We start from the raw sequence: 13,155 nt of genomic DNA on the forward strand, positions 1-13,155 counted from the left end.
CCGAGGGCTACGGCGGCTACGGCGTCGGTACCGCGTCGTCGCGCGAGGTCGGGGCGTGCGCGGGAGTGTGTCCGGCATGTCGGGGCTCGGTCACCGTGGCGCGCCAGAGCCGGCGGCAGGCGCTCAGGGAGGCCACGACCAGCAGGCCGTTGCGCACGAAGAGGAGCGTGACGCCGACCGCGTCGCTGGCCACCACGTTCCCGAAGTACAGCGGGAACTCCAGGAACGTCACGAAGGTCGCCGCGAGCACCAGCCACACCGGCAGCGTCATCCGGCTGTCCCGGAAGAGCATGCAGACAGCGGCCACGCCTACCAGCCACACCATGTACTGCGGGCTGATCACGCGGCTCGTCGTCGTGAACAGCAGCACCGCCGTCAGGCCCGCGTCGGCGAGCGTCGCCGACTGCCAGGCGCGCGCCTTGAACCGCCACAGCACCAGCCAGGCGAACGCGAGCGCCGTGAGCACCTGCGCCAGCGTGCTCACCACGTCCACGTACGGGCCGAGGAACTCCACCGAGCCGTAGTTCAGCCGCACCGTGCCGTTCCAGCCGAACTGGCGCGCCACGTGGAAGACGAGCGAACCGAGGGACTCCACCTCCGTGCCCCGGTTCTTCTGGAACGTGAGGAAGGCGAGCGCGCCCGGCATCGCGACCGTGAAGGCGACGAGCAGCCCGGCGGCCGTCAGGACCGCCGTGCCCCACGTCTGCCGGGTGGCCCGGCCGCGCCGCGTGCCGAGCAGCAGCAGCGCGGGCCACACCTTGATCATCGCGCCGATCGCCGCGAAGACGCCCGCGGCCCGTGGATGCCGGGCCGCCGCGAGCAGCGCCGCGATCGCGACGGCCGTCACCATCACGTCGTAGCGCGCGTAGGCGGTCTGTCCGAGCAGCGGCAGACCGATGACCCACACCCAGGTGCCGCGCCGCGACGCGCCCCGCCGTTCGGAGACGTAGAGGAGCATCAACAGGACGACGGCGTCCGCCAGGAACGCGAGCAGGAAGAACGCGGAGGCGTACGAGAGGAAGGGCAGCAGCGCGGGGGAGAGGATCGCCATCGCGGCGGCCGGCGGGTACTGCCACGTCACGTCGTCCAGCGGGAACGTTCCTGTGCGCAGCACGTCGAACCAGCCCTGGTAGATCACGTGGACGTCGCTGGTGACGTCCGGGCCAGGGACCACGATCACCTTGAAGACGCACAGGAGGAGCAGCGCCCGGGTCAGTACCCAGGTGACCAGGAGCCCGGCGGGCGTTCGCGACTTCATTCGAGACATGATGCCGGGAAGCCCCGTGGCCTGGCCATGGACCCCGCGGCGCGGCGGATCCCGCCGGGTGCGTTCGGTACTGTCGGCGGTGATGCGCCAGACACCGAAGACACTGCTCGTGACCAACGACTTCCCGCCGCGCCCCGGTGGGATCCAGGCGTTCCTGCACAACATGGCGCTGCGCCTGGACCCGGAGCGGCTCGTCGTCTACGCCTCGACGTGGAAGCGCAGCCGTGAGGGCGTCGAGGCGACGGCGGCCTTCGACGCCGAGCAGCCGTTCACCGTGGTGCGCGACAACACGACGATGCTGTTGCCGACGCCGCGCGTGACCCGGCGGGCGGCCGGTCTGCTGCGGGCGCACGGCTGTACGTCGGTGTGGTTCGGGGCGGCGGCGCCGCTCGGCCTGATGGCACCCGCGCTGCGCAGGGCCGGCGCCGAGCGGATCGTCGCGACGACGCACGGGCACGAGGCGGGGTGGGCCCAACTCCCGGCGTCCCGGCAGCTGTTGAGGCGGATCGGTGAGGGCACGGACACGATCACGTACCTCGGCGAGTACACGCGCTCGCGCATCGCGGCGGCGCTCACGCCCGCGGCGGCGGGGCGGATGGAGCAGCTCCCGCCGGGGGTCGACGAGAAGACGTTCCACCCGGGATCGGGGGGCGACGTGGTGCGGGCCCGGCTCGGGCTGACGGATCGCCCGGTCGTCGTCTGCGTCTCGCGGCTCGTCCCCCGCAAGGGGCAGGACACGCTGATCCTCGCGATGCCGAAGATTCTCGCGGCCGTGCCTGACGCGGTGCTGCTGATCGTGGGCGGTGGGCCGTACGAGAAGGAGCTGCGCAAGCTGGCGGTGGAGACCGGTGTCGAGGACTCCGTGCGCTTCACGGGGGCCGTGCCGTGGGAGGAGCTGCCCGCGCACTACGGGGCGGGGGACGTCTTCGCGATGCCGTGCCGTACGCGGCGGGGCGGGCTCGACGTCGAGGGCCTCGGCATCGTCTACCTGGAGGCCTCCGCGACCGGGCTGCCGGTCGTCTCCGGTGACTCCGGCGGGGCGCCGGACGCGGTGTTGGACGGGGAGACGGGCTGGGTCGTCCGGGGCGGCTCGGAATCGGAGGCGGCGGACCGTGTCGTGACGCTTCTCTTGGACCCGGATCTCCGCCGGCGGATGGGCGAGCGGGGCCGCGAATGGGTGGAAGAGAAGTGGCGCTGGGACCTCTTGGCGGAGCGGCTGCGGGGGCTGTTGTAGCGGGTGCGCCGTGGCTGGCTCGGACGGCCACATCAAGCCCCGCCGGCGATTGAGGCGCGGGGGCCGGGGCGGAGCCCCGAGACGTGGGCGACGTCCGCCGCAAACGCGACATCCGCCGCAGCGCAAAAGAAACGCGCCGCGGCGGATGTCACCCGCTACCGCTAACCGCGGTAAATCGCCTCGACCTCGTCCGCGTAATCCTTCGCCACGACGTTCCGCTTCAGCTTCAGCGAAGGTGTCAGGTGACCCGATTCCTCGGTGAACTGGGCGCCGAGAATACGGAACTTGCGCACCGACTCCGCCTTGGACACCGCCGCGTTGCCGTCGTCCACCGCCGCCTGGACCGTGGCCAGCAGGTCCGGGTCGTTCCGCAGCGACGCGACCGTCGAGCCCACCGGCTTGTCGTGGTCCGCGGCCCACTTGCCGAGGAACTCCTCGTCGATGGTGACGAGCGCGCCGACGAACGGCCGACCGTCGCCGACGACCATGCACTCGGCGACCAGCGCGTGCGCCCGGATGCGGTCCTCGATGACGGCCGGGGCGACGTTCTTGCCGCCCGCCGTCACGATGATCTCCTTCTTGCGGCCGGTGATCCGCAGGTAACCGTCCTCGTCGAGCGTGCCGATGTCGCCCGTGTGGAACCAACCGTCCGCGAGCGCCTCCTCGGTGGCGCCCTGGTTGTTCCAGTAGCCGGTGAAGAGGTGCTCGCCGTGCAGCAGCACCTCGCCGTCGTCGGCGATCCGGACCACCGAACCCGGCAGCGGCTGCCCCACCGTGCCGATCTTCTGGCGGTCCCACGGGTTGAACGCCGTGGCCGCGCAGGACTCCGTGAGGCCGTACCCCTCCAGGACCGTGAAGCCGATGCCGCGGAAGAAGTGGCCGAGCCGCTCGCCGAGCGGCGCGCCGCCCGAGATCGCGTACTCGCCGCGCCCGCCGAGGACGGCGCGCAGCTTGCCGTAGACGAGCTTGTCGAACGTCTTGTACTTGAGCTTCAGGGCCAGCGAAGGACCGTTCGGGGTGTCGAGCGCGCGGCTGTACTCGATCGCCGTGTCGGCGGCCTTGTCGAAGATCTTGCCCTTGCCGTCGGCCTGCGCCTTGGCCCGCGCCGAGTTGTAGACCTTCTCGAAGACGCGCGGCACGCCGAGGATCAACGTAGGCCTGAAGGCGGCCAGTTCATCGGTGAGGTGCTTGATGTCGGGAGCGTGGCCCAGCTTGATCGGCGCCATCAGCGAGGCGACCTCGACGAGGCGGCCGAAGACGTGCGCCACCGGCAGGAAGAGCAGCACGGAGCACTCGCCCGTACGGAACAGAGGGCCGAGGCGCGCCACGATGTTGCCGCACTCGGCGAAGAAGCTGCGGTGCGTGAGGACGCAGCCCTTGGGGCGGCCCGTGGTGCCGGACGTGTAGACGATGGTCGCCGGGTCGTCGGCCTTCGCGATGGCGCTGCGGTCGTCGACCATCCCGTCGGAGAGCCCGGCGCCGGCGCGGTACAGCGCGTCCAGGCCCCCGCCCTCGATCTGCCAGACGTCCCGCAGCTCGGGCAGCCGGTCGCGCACGGAGGCGACGGCCGCGGCGTGCGCGTCCAGCTCGACGAGGATCCCGACCGCGCCCGAGTCGCCGAGGATCCACTGGATCTGCTCGGGCGAGCTCGTCTCGTAGACCGGAACGGTGATCGCGCCCGCGCTCCAGATCGCGAAGTCGAGCAGCGTCCACTCGTAGCGCGTGCGCGACATGAGCGCGATGCGGTCACCGGCCTGCACGCCGGAGGCGATCAGGCCCTTGGCGGCCGCGCGCACCTCGGCGAGGAACTCGACGGACGTGATGTCCGTCCACGTGCCGTTGACCTTGCGGCCGATCACAGCGACGTCCGGGTGCTGCGCGGCGTTTCTGCGAACGATGTCGGTCAGATTGCCGTCCGCGGGGACCTCGTACAAAGCGGGAAGGCTGAACTCGCGCAAGACTGCTGCTCCTCGTAGGGCGCCGGCGCCACTCTTCTGTGATGCGCCGGTGCGGTCCAAGATCGGGCAGGTGCACAGTGCATCAATGAATTGTCCGCCCCAACTCGACGGCACTCGTTGCTTGAACTGAACACGACTGGACTGCCCGGACGTTACCCACCGGTACTGCTTCTTCGATAGGGGGTCGGACCAGATGTACGCTGCGTCACACGTCGCCGCGACTGTTCTCGCACCCTAGTCCAGAAGCCGACCGACTCGGAAGTAACCGCAGGTCCGACGGCCTCTACCCATTCTGGAACCCATCGTCCTAGGGTGATCGGCATGCGCGTACATGTAGTCAGCGATGTGCACGGAAACTCCACCGACCTCGCACGAGCCGGAGACGGCGCCGATGCCGTCATCTGCCTTGGTGACCTGGTGTTGTTCCTTGATTACGCAAATCACGCGCGCGGCATTTTCCCCGAATTGTTCGGGGTCGAGAACGCGGACCGCATCGTTGAACTGCGCACGGCCCGCCGTTTCGAGGAGGCGCGCGCCTTCGGGGCGGAGCTCTGGGCGGGCATAGACCGTGTGCCCGCCATCGAAAAAGCCGTGCGGAAGCAGTACGCGGAGATGTTCGCGGCCTTCCCCACACCGACGTATGCGACCTACGGCAATGTCGATATGCCGAAACTCTGGCGCGAGTACGCCGCACCCGGCACGACGGTGCTCGACGGGGAGCGCGTCGAGATCGGCGGCCGGGTCTTCGGCTTCGTCGGCGGCGGGCTGCGCACGCCGATGCGCACGCCGTACGAGATCGACGACGAGGAGTACGCCGCGAAGATCGAGGCCGTGGGCGAGGTCGACGTGCTGTGCACGCACATCCCGCCGGAGGTCCCCGATCTCCGTCTACGACACCGTGGCGCGGCGCTTCGAGCGCGGCAGCCGCGCCCTGCTGGAGGCGATCCGCCGGACCCGGCCCCGGTACTCGCTCTTCGGCCACGTCCACCAGCCGCTCGCGCGGCGGATGCGGATCGGGGCCACGGAATGCGTGAACGTCGGACACTTCGCGGGTACGGGCAGGCCGTGGGCGCTGGAGTGGTGATATCGGTGAAGGCGCAGCCGTACTCGCGCGATAGCCTTCACGCGACACATCAAGGCAGGCACGGCGCACCCATGACCGGTATCCGGAGGAGCCAGGGCGATGGCGGAACACACCAGCTCGAGCATCACGATCGAGGCGGCCCCCGCCGATGTCATGGGGGTGATCGCCGACTTCGCCCGCTACCCGGACTGGACGGGTGAGGTGAAGGAGGCGGAGGTCATCGCCGAGGACGAGGCCGGCCGCGCCGAGCAGGTCCGGCTCGTCATGGACGCCGGGGCGATCAAGGACGACCAGACGCTCAAGTACACCTGGGCCGGTGCGAACGAGGTCTCGTGGACCCTCGTGAAGTCCCAGATGCTGCGCTCCCTCGACGGCTCGTACGTGCTGAAGCCGGCGGGCGAGGGGACCGAGGTCACGTACTCCCTCACGGTCGACGTGAAGATCCCCATGCTCGGCATGATCAAGCGCAAGGCGGAGAAGGTCATCATCGACCGCGCCCTGGCGGGCCTGAAGAAGCGGGTCGAGTCGGGCGAATAGAGCCCCTGCGGCGATTGAGCAGCGGGGTCCGGGGCAGAGCCCCGAAGCCCCGGTGCCGCGGCCCCGGTGTCGCGCACGAGGAACGGTTGCAGCCACCACGGGTACCCTCACACCCCATGCGCACCCTCCTCGTCACCGGCCCCGGCGGCGCCGGCAAGACCACCGTCGCCGCCGCCACCGCCCACCAGGCCGCCCGGCAGGGCCTGCGTACGAGGCTGATCACCGCGGACCCCGTGGGTGAGATCGAGGACGTCGACGTCGCCCGCCTCACCCCGGCCGACGACTTCCGCCGCGACCTCCTCGCCCTCCAGGAACGCGCCGCCTCCGGCCTCGAACTCCTCGGCGCCGCCCGGCTCGACGCGGACGAGGTCACCCCGCTCCCCGGCAGCGCGGAACTCGCGCTGCTCCGCGCCCTGCGGGACAGCGCCGAAGGCCCGTACGACCTCCTCGTCGTCGACCTGCCGCCCGCGCCCCGCGCCGTCGACACGCTCGCCCTGCCCGAGCAGCTCCGCCGCTACCTGCGCCGCCTGCTCCCCGCGGAGCGCCAGGCCGCACGTGCCCTGCGCCCCGTGCTCGGCCGGCTCGCCGGGGTGCCGATGCCCGCGCAGTGGCTGTACGAGTCCGCCGCCCGCTGGGACGCCGAACTCGCCGCCGCGCAGGCCGTGATCGACGCCGCCACCACCCGCGTACGACTCGTCGCGGAGCCCACCCGGGCCGCCGCCGAGACCCTGCGCACGACCCGCACCGGACTCGCCCTGCACGGGCTCGACGTCGAGACGGTCGTCGCCAACCGCATGCTCCCCGACGGCTCCACCGACCCGTGGCTCGCCGACGCCGCCGCCCTCCAGCGCAAGGTCCTCGCCGAGTGGCCCGGCGCGCACGAGCTGCCCCACCTGGGCCGCGACCCGCGCCCCGGCGACCTGGACGCGCCCGCGCCGGCGACCCTGCCGGGACCCCGTGACCCGTGGCCCGTGGAGGACCGGCTCGGCGAGGACGGAGTCCTGGTGTGGCGGATACCGCTGCCCGGAGCCGTCCGCGAGGAGCTGAGCCTGGTGCGCCGCGGCGACGAACTGGTCGTCGGCGCGGGCACGTTCCGCCGCGTCGTCCCACTGCCCTCCGCACCCCGCCGCTGCACCGTGGCGGGCGCGGGACTCGTCGACGGCGAGCTGCGGGTCCGCTTCGCCCCCGACCCGGATCTGTGGCCGCAGACCCCGTGAAGGGGGCGCACCCGTTCGGGTAACGTCGAAGGTGCCCCGGGTTCACCCGAGCCACGACATCTCAGCTCTCCGCAGGAGTCAGCCGTCATGAGCGACGCCACCGAGCAGCCCGCGCACCAGGTCGACGACGACGCCTGGGAGAAGGCGTGCGCCGAGGATCTCGAGGAGGAGCGGGCCCGCCGCAGGGCCGAGTACGGCCCGCCGCCCGGATCCGCGGCCGAGGAGCTGAAGAGGCTCGTCGACGCCGTCACCGACAAGCTCTCCTCCGTGCAGGCCCCGTTCCTCGGCGCGGTCGCCCAGGGCACCGCGGAGCAGGTCGCCAAGCAGGCCGTCCGGCAGGCACGCTCCGTCATCGAGCCGGTCATCGACCGCAACGCGGACGTGTTCGACCACCTGGCCGCCGCGGGCGGCGAACTGCTCGCCGCCTACCGCTCGGCGGTCGAGGGCCAGGAGCGCCGCTGGACCCAGCGCTCTCAGGAGTCCGCCCCGGTCAAGGACACCGAGAACAGCAAGGACCCCAGGGACGAAGGCCCCGGCGGGGAACACATCGACCTGGACTGAACCGGGGGGCGCGGTCCTGCTCGGTTAAGGTGGGCCATAGCGGGGCTCGACCGAACTGAGGGATTCATGGGACTCACCATCGGCGTCGATATCGGCGGCACGAAGATCGCGGCCGGCGTGGTCGACGAGGAAGGCAACATCCTCTCCACGTTCAAGGTGCCGACGCCTTCCACGCCTGACGGGATCGTCGACGCGATCGCCTCGGCCGTGGAAGGTGCCAGGGCCGGACACGAGATCGTGGGCGTGGGGATCGGTGCCGCCGGTTACGTCAACCGCCAGCGCTCCACCGTGTACTTCGCCCCGAACATCGACTGGCGCCAGGAACCGCTCAAGGAGAAGGTCGAGGCGCGCGTCAAGCTGCCCGTGGTCGTGGAGAACGACGCGAACGCGGCGGCCTGGGGCGAGTACAAGTTCGGCGCGGGCAAGGGCCACCGCAACGTCATCTGCATCACCCTCGGCACCGGCCTCGGCGGCGGCGTCATCATCGGCAACAAGCTGCGCCGCGGCCACTTCGGTGTGGCCGCCGAGTTCGGCCACATCCGCATGGTGCCGGACGGCCTGCTGTGCGGCTGCGGCTCGCAGGGCTGCTGGGAGCAGTACGCGTCGGGCCGCGCGCTCGTCCGCTACGCGAAGCAGCGGGCGAACGCGACGCCGGAGAACGCGACGTACCTGCTCTCCCTCGGCGACGGCACCCCCGATGGCATCGAGGGCAAGCACATCTCCTCGGCCGCCCGCGAGGGCGACCCCGTGGCCGTCGACTCGTACCGCGAGCTGGCCCGCTGGGCCGGCGCGGGCCTGGCCGACCTCGCCTCGCTGTTCGACCCGTCGGCGTTCATCGTCGGCGGCGGCCTGTCGGACGAGGGCGAGCTGGTCCTCGACCCCATCCGCAAGTCGTACAAGCGGTGGCTGGTCGGCGGCAACTGGCGGCCCGTGGCCGACGTGATCGCGGCCGAGCTGGGCAACAAGGCGGGCATGGTCGGCGCCGCCGACCTGGCGCGGGAGCCCGACCCCGTCATGTGACGTACATGCGCACCCGGTGCCCGTCGTTCCCCTTGGGGGCGGCGGGCACCGGCGTATCTTGATCTTCATGGACTCCGGCTCGCTCCCCGAAGCACCCACCGAACTCCCCAAGTCCCGTACCGAATCGGACGGTTCGGCCGTCATCCGCGTTCTCAGCTACAACATCCGCTCGATGCGCGACAGCCCCGTCGCCCTCGCCCGCGTGATGAAGGCCTGCGCCCCGGACCTCGTACTGATCCAGGAGGCGCCCCGGTTCTTCCGCTGGCGCAAACAGCTCGCCCGGCTCGCCCGCGCCGCCGACCTGGTGATCCTCTCCGGGGGCGGCAGCGCCGCGGGGCCCGCGCTGCTCTGCTCGCTGCGGGCCACCGTCGAGCGCACCGAGGACGTGCTGCTGCCGCTCACACCGGGCCTGCACCGGCGCGGCCTCGCGACCGCGGTCGTACGGTTCGGGGGCGTACGGGTGGGTGTCGTCAGCTGCCATCTGAGCCTGCAGAAGGACGAGCGGTACGCGCAGGGCGGGATGCTGCTCGACCGGGTCGCCGGTATGGGGGTGCGGCACGTCGTCGTGGGCGGAGACCTCAACGAACGGCCCGGCGGACGCACCTTCCGACGCCTCGCGCGCACCCTCAACGACGCCTGGGCGACCCGGCCCTGGGGCGGCGAGTACACCTCTACCCCGGCCGACCCGCATCAGCGTATCGACGCGATCCTCGCCACGAAGGACATCGAGGTGCTCGGTTGCGGGGTCCCGGACTTCCTCGACCCAGCCGAACTGAGAGCGGCCACCGACCACCTCCCGGTCCTGGCCGCCCTCCGCGTTCCCGTCGGTTAGGGGCGTTGTTTGGCCTTGTCGGTGACCGCCCACTTCACCGTGTGCGACAGCTTGAAGCCCTCGGGGTAGGAGATGCCCACTGGGGAACTGGGGCTCCTTTCGTCCGTTTGAATGCTCCTCTCCCTGAGGGGGAGGGGATTTCTGGCTCAGGCTGCCGGGCGGAACTGCGTTCCGTCCGGTCTTGTGCCCTCGACACCAGCAGGGCTCAGACCCGCCCTGTGGAGCATCACGCGTGCGGAGTTCTTGTCCCTCGGTGAGACGTGTCCGCAGGCGGTGCAGGTGTAGGTGCGCACGCCCAGCGGGAGTTGGTGCTTGGTTCTCGCACCGCATCGTCCGCAGTCCATCGTGGTGTACGTGGGGTGGACCAGGTGCATGGTCCTGCCGTGCTTGCGGGCCATGTGGATCAGGGCCTGCTTGGTGGCGCCGATGGCGGCGTCCTGGGCCTTCTTCGCCATGGTGGACTTGGCGAGGAACTTGGGCTTGAAGTCCTCCACGGCCAACTCGTCATGATCGGTGACGGCCTTCTTCGCCCACTTCCGAGCGGTGTCCTCGCGCTGGCGGGCGACCTTCTTGTACGCCTTGGCCCGCAGGTTCTTCGCCGCCCGGTAGCCATTCGAGGCGGGCTGTCCCTTCTTGGGTTTGCGGCGGGCCATCATCCGGTCGTAGCGCGACAGCTTCGCCGTCGCCGTCGTGCCGTACCCGGGGTGCGCCAGATCATGTGCGTCGGAGGTGGTGGTAGCGATCTCCCGCACCCCCCAGTCGACGCCGATGACGGCACCGGTCTCGGGCAGCGGTTCCATGGTGGCGGGGACGACGAAGCTCGCATACCAGTGGCCGAGGCTGTCCTGGTAGACACGGACCGAGGTCGGGCGAGCGGGCAGCGGGCGCGACCACACCACGGTGAGCGTGATGCCGCCCGCCAGATGCAGACGGCCATCGTCTTTGAGCTGGAAGCCGCGCCGCGTGTAGTTCAACGTCGGGCGGCTCGCGTGCTTCTTCTTGAAGCAGGGCATCCCGGCCCGCTGCCGCATGGGCAGCCGCTCCGCGATGTCCTTGAGCGCCTTGGTCCGGGACTTGCCGAAGTCCCGGATGATCTGCTGCTGCGGAACGCTGGAGCCCGCCCGCAGCCACGGTGTGACCGCTCTCGCCCGGGTGAGCATCTTGTCCAGTTGCGCCGGACCACATGTCACCTTGGACTGCGGATGCTGCTGATTGTGCTGGTAGACGGCTTTGGACTTCGCCACGGCCTCGTTCCAGACCCACCGGCAGCGGCCCCACTCCGCCTCCAGCGCCGCTGCGGCGGTGGCCGACACTCGCAACCGGTAGGAGAAACGGACATGCCCAGTGCCGTCACTGCCTGTCGTCTTGGCCGTCATGTCCTCACCCCCGACCGTCCGCACCGTCGTCCCGGTTGCCCCGCCCACCTACGGAACCGCGACCATACGAGCGAGGCCCGCACACCTGCACCCGCATCCCGCCCCGATCACCCCTACCAGTGATCACGGACACGTGTGTTCGCCTTCACCCGGCTCCGCTGACTCGGCCATCGGCGCTCCGCGCCGAGGCCCCTCGCAAGGCGCCTGATGAACGCCTTGAAGGCTTGGGCTGGTTCACCGGTACTTCGCCGCAGCCCGCGAACGGGTTCCCTCCGGTGCGGCGGCGGATACGACGACGGGGCCCGGCCGGATCTCTCCGGCCGGGCCCCGCGGGGTGTCCAGGGGTGGGCTCAGACCACCGCGCCGCGGCCCGGGTCGTCGCCGTCCTCGTCGTCGCCCGGGGACATGCGGGCGACGAGCGTGCCGAAGCCGCCGAGGAAGCCGCCGATGCACAGCGTCGCCAGCCACCACGTCATGTCCCAGCCGAGCAGCACCGCGAGGAGCAGCAGGATCGGGCCGCCGACCACCGCGAGCCAGGCGAACCTGGACGTGACGTCCCCTTCCGGCAGCGGGGGCGGCTCGGGCGGGACGAAGTGGCCCTCGTCGTCCGAGGTCTCGGGCGGCGTGTGGTCGCGGGGGCCGGAGGCGGGGGCGAGGCCCGGGGCGAAGGAGACCGAGGAGCCGAGGGGGTTCTGCTTGCCCCGGTTCCGGTCCCGGTCCTGATCGGGGTCCCTGTCGCGGTCCTGGGCGCTGTCCTCGTCCGGTGCCGGGGCGTCCTGCTTCTGGGTGCCGCGCTCCGTGTCGGCCGACCGCTCCGGAGGCTCGTTGGTCTCCGGTTCGAGCAGGGCCAGGTCCTCCACCGACTTGAACGGCTTGGCGCCCGGCGGGTCCGGCGGCTCCTCCCCGTAACCGGCGACGATCGCCGCCCACGCCGCGTCCTCGTCGCTCGGCAGGAGGGGATCGCGCGGCTGCGCGCCGGTCCCGTCCTGGTCGTGCGGATCCGAGCTGTCCGGCCGCTCGGATCCGCCCCGCTCCTGCTCAGTCACCGGTGCTCGTCCCTTCCACGCCCTCGTTGGGGATCTTGCCGACTTCGGGAGCGAGCCGGTCGAAGAACGCGTAGCTCTCCTGGAAGATCCGGTCCGCGTCATGGTCCAACGTCGCCACGTGGTAGCTCTGTTCCAGCAGGATCTCCGTGACGTCCGTGGACGAGACGCGGCCGAGCACCCGCGCCGAGTCGGCGGGCGGCACCACATGGTCGTGCACGCTGTGCAGCACCACCAAGGGCTGTGTCACCTGCGGCAGTTCACGGTCCACGAGCCCGAAGAAGATGCGCAGCTGGTGCGCCGCGTGCAGCGGAACCCGGGGGTAGCCGACCTCTTCCACGCCCTCTTTGGCGATGTCGCTGGCGATGCCCTTGACCGTGCGCACGACGTGCCGGGCGACCGGGAGCGCGTACGCGGAAAGGCCGTGCACCTTGTTCCCCGGGTTCACCAGGACGAGGCCCGCGATCTCGTCCCCGTGCCTGGCCGCGAGACGCAGGGCGAGCGCGCCACCCATCGACAGGCCGCACACGAAGACCTTGGAGCAGCGCTCCGTGAGCTCGCGCAGGGCGCGGTCCACCTCCGCGTACCAGTCCTGCCAGGCGGTGACGGACAGGTCCTCCCAGCGCGTGCCGTGTCCCGGCAGCAGCGGGAGCGAGACGGTCAGGCCGCGCTCGGCCAGGTACTCGGCCCAGGGCCGCAGCGACTGGGGTGATCCGGTGAATCCGTGACAGAGGAGGACGCCGACCTCGCCACCGTCGTGGCGGTACGGCTCGGCTCCAGGAAGGACCGGCACCTTCGGTCTCCTGTTCATCAGAAACGACGGGGGGTTCAGGACGTGGACCTCACGGTACGCGACCGGACTGACACCGACCAGGGTCATCGGGCCCCCGGGCCGCCCCCCGGGTGCTGTGTCTTCCCGGGGGACAACCCCCGGACCCCCGGCCGGACAAGCAGGCCGACCCGGGTCATCGGGCCTCCGGGCGGCCCCGCGGGTTAAGGTCGGACCCTCGGACTGGTCCGGTACGA

Annotated in this window: 11 protein-coding genes and 1 pseudogene; 7 read left to right on the forward strand and 5 right to left on the reverse strand. The window is 71.1% G+C overall.

From position 1 onward, the window contains the following. Positions 1 to 16: 16 nt before the first annotated feature. Positions 17 to 1,258: a glycosyltransferase 87 family protein gene (locus ACP4E5_RS32115; protein WP_425834809.1), complete on the reverse strand. Its 1,242-nt coding sequence runs from the start codon at positions 1,256 to 1,258 to the stop codon at positions 17 to 19. 91 nt (positions 1,259 to 1,349) lie between these two features. On the opposite strand from ACP4E5_RS32115, the gene ACP4E5_RS32120 reads away from it, so the two are divergent. Further along, positions 1,350 to 2,501, forward strand: a complete 1,152-nt coding sequence (locus ACP4E5_RS32120) for a glycosyltransferase family 4 protein (RefSeq protein ID WP_425834811.1) — start codon at positions 1,350 to 1,352, stop codon at positions 2,499 to 2,501. Between the two features lie 161 nt (positions 2,502 to 2,662). Here the strand turns inward: ACP4E5_RS32120 and ACP4E5_RS32125 are convergent, their stop codons facing one another. Then, positions 2,663 to 4,459 (reverse strand): AMP-dependent synthetase/ligase, encoded by a 1,797-nt coding sequence (locus ACP4E5_RS32125; protein WP_425834813.1) that lies wholly within the window; start codon positions 4,457 to 4,459, stop codon positions 2,663 to 2,665. A 321-nt stretch (positions 4,460 to 4,780) separates the two neighbouring features. On the opposite strand from ACP4E5_RS32125, the pseudogene ACP4E5_RS32130 reads away from it, so the two are divergent. From ACP4E5_RS32130 to ACP4E5_RS32155, 6 genes and pseudogenes are all read left to right on the forward strand, one after another. Continuing rightward, positions 4,781 to 5,543 (forward strand): annotated as a pseudogene (locus ACP4E5_RS32130) (metallophosphoesterase family protein). A 99-nt stretch (positions 5,544 to 5,642) separates the two neighbouring features. Continuing rightward, positions 5,643 to 6,080, forward strand: coding sequence for an SRPBCC family protein (locus tag ACP4E5_RS32135; protein ID WP_425834815.1), 438 nt, complete (start codon positions 5,643 to 5,645; stop codon positions 6,078 to 6,080). 116 nt (positions 6,081 to 6,196) lie between these two features. Further along, entirely contained in the window at positions 6,197 to 7,297 is a 1,101-nt protein-coding gene (locus tag ACP4E5_RS32140) for an ArsA family ATPase (protein WP_425834817.1), read from the forward strand. An 87-nt stretch (positions 7,298 to 7,384) separates the two neighbouring features. After that, on the forward strand, positions 7,385 to 7,858 hold the full coding sequence (locus ACP4E5_RS32145) for a DUF5304 domain-containing protein (protein ID WP_425834819.1): 474 nt from the start codon (positions 7,385 to 7,387) through the stop codon (positions 7,856 to 7,858). A gap of 66 nt (positions 7,859 to 7,924) precedes the next feature. Continuing rightward, positions 7,925 to 8,878, forward strand: a complete 954-nt coding sequence (locus tag ACP4E5_RS32150) for an ROK family glucokinase (RefSeq protein ID WP_425834821.1) — start codon at positions 7,925 to 7,927, stop codon at positions 8,876 to 8,878. A gap of 67 nt (positions 8,879 to 8,945) precedes the next feature. Further along, positions 8,946 to 9,710, forward strand: a complete 765-nt coding sequence (locus ACP4E5_RS32155) for an endonuclease/exonuclease/phosphatase family protein (protein ID WP_425834823.1) — start codon at positions 8,946 to 8,948, stop codon at positions 9,708 to 9,710. A 146-nt stretch (positions 9,711 to 9,856) separates the two neighbouring features. Here ACP4E5_RS32155 and ACP4E5_RS32160 read toward each other — a convergent pair whose 3' ends face one another. From ACP4E5_RS32160 to ACP4E5_RS32170, 3 genes are all read right to left on the reverse strand, one after another. Beyond that, a complete protein-coding gene (locus ACP4E5_RS32160) occupies positions 9,857 to 11,086 on the reverse strand; it encodes an RNA-guided endonuclease InsQ/TnpB family protein (RefSeq protein ID WP_425834825.1) in 1,230 nt (409 codons plus the stop codon). Between the two features lie 350 nt (positions 11,087 to 11,436). Continuing rightward, the gene (locus ACP4E5_RS32165) at positions 11,437 to 12,234 is read right to left on the reverse strand and encodes a hypothetical protein (protein WP_425834827.1); all 798 of its coding nucleotides are present in this window, start codon (positions 12,232 to 12,234) and stop codon (positions 11,437 to 11,439) included. Then, positions 12,125 to 12,922 (reverse strand): alpha/beta hydrolase, encoded by a 798-nt coding sequence (locus tag ACP4E5_RS32170; RefSeq protein ID WP_425834829.1) that lies wholly within the window; start codon positions 12,920 to 12,922, stop codon positions 12,125 to 12,127. The genes ACP4E5_RS32165 and ACP4E5_RS32170 overlap by 110 nt, the downstream gene beginning before the upstream one ends. Between the last annotated feature and the right edge of the window lie 233 nt (positions 12,923 to 13,155).

Source organism: Streptomyces fractus (genome assembly GCF_049844455.1).
Lineage (GTDB): Bacteria > Actinomycetota > Actinomycetes > Streptomycetales > Streptomycetaceae > Streptomyces > Streptomyces fractus.

What these genes read in the sequence shown, in the direction of transcription:
- ACP4E5_RS32140 (WP_425834817.1), top strand. Translation starts at nt 6,197, where the DNA reads ATGCGCACCCTCCTCGTCACCGGCCCCGGCGGCGCCGGCAAGACCACC.
- ACP4E5_RS32160 (WP_425834825.1), bottom strand. Translation starts at nt 11,086, where the DNA reads ATGACGGCCAAGACGACAGGCAGTGACGGCACTGGGCATGTCCGTTTC.
- ACP4E5_RS32120 (WP_425834811.1), top strand. Translation starts at nt 1,350, where the DNA reads ATGCGCCAGACACCGAAGACACTGCTCGTGACCAACGACTTCCCGCCG.
- ACP4E5_RS32115 (WP_425834809.1), bottom strand. Translation starts at nt 1,258, where the DNA reads ATGAAGTCGCGAACGCCCGCCGGGCTCCTGGTCACCTGGGTACTGACC.
- ACP4E5_RS32165 (WP_425834827.1), bottom strand. Translation starts at nt 12,234, where the DNA reads ATGACGCGGACCGGATCTTCCAGGAGAGCTACGCGTTCTTCGACCGGC.
- ACP4E5_RS32135 (WP_425834815.1), top strand. Translation starts at nt 5,643, where the DNA reads ATGGCGGAACACACCAGCTCGAGCATCACGATCGAGGCGGCCCCCGCC.
- ACP4E5_RS32155 (WP_425834823.1), top strand. Translation starts at nt 8,946, where the DNA reads ATGGACTCCGGCTCGCTCCCCGAAGCACCCACCGAACTCCCCAAGTCC.
- ACP4E5_RS32145 (WP_425834819.1), top strand. Translation starts at nt 7,385, where the DNA reads ATGAGCGACGCCACCGAGCAGCCCGCGCACCAGGTCGACGACGACGCC.
- ACP4E5_RS32150 (WP_425834821.1), top strand. Translation starts at nt 7,925, where the DNA reads ATGGGACTCACCATCGGCGTCGATATCGGCGGCACGAAGATCGCGGCC.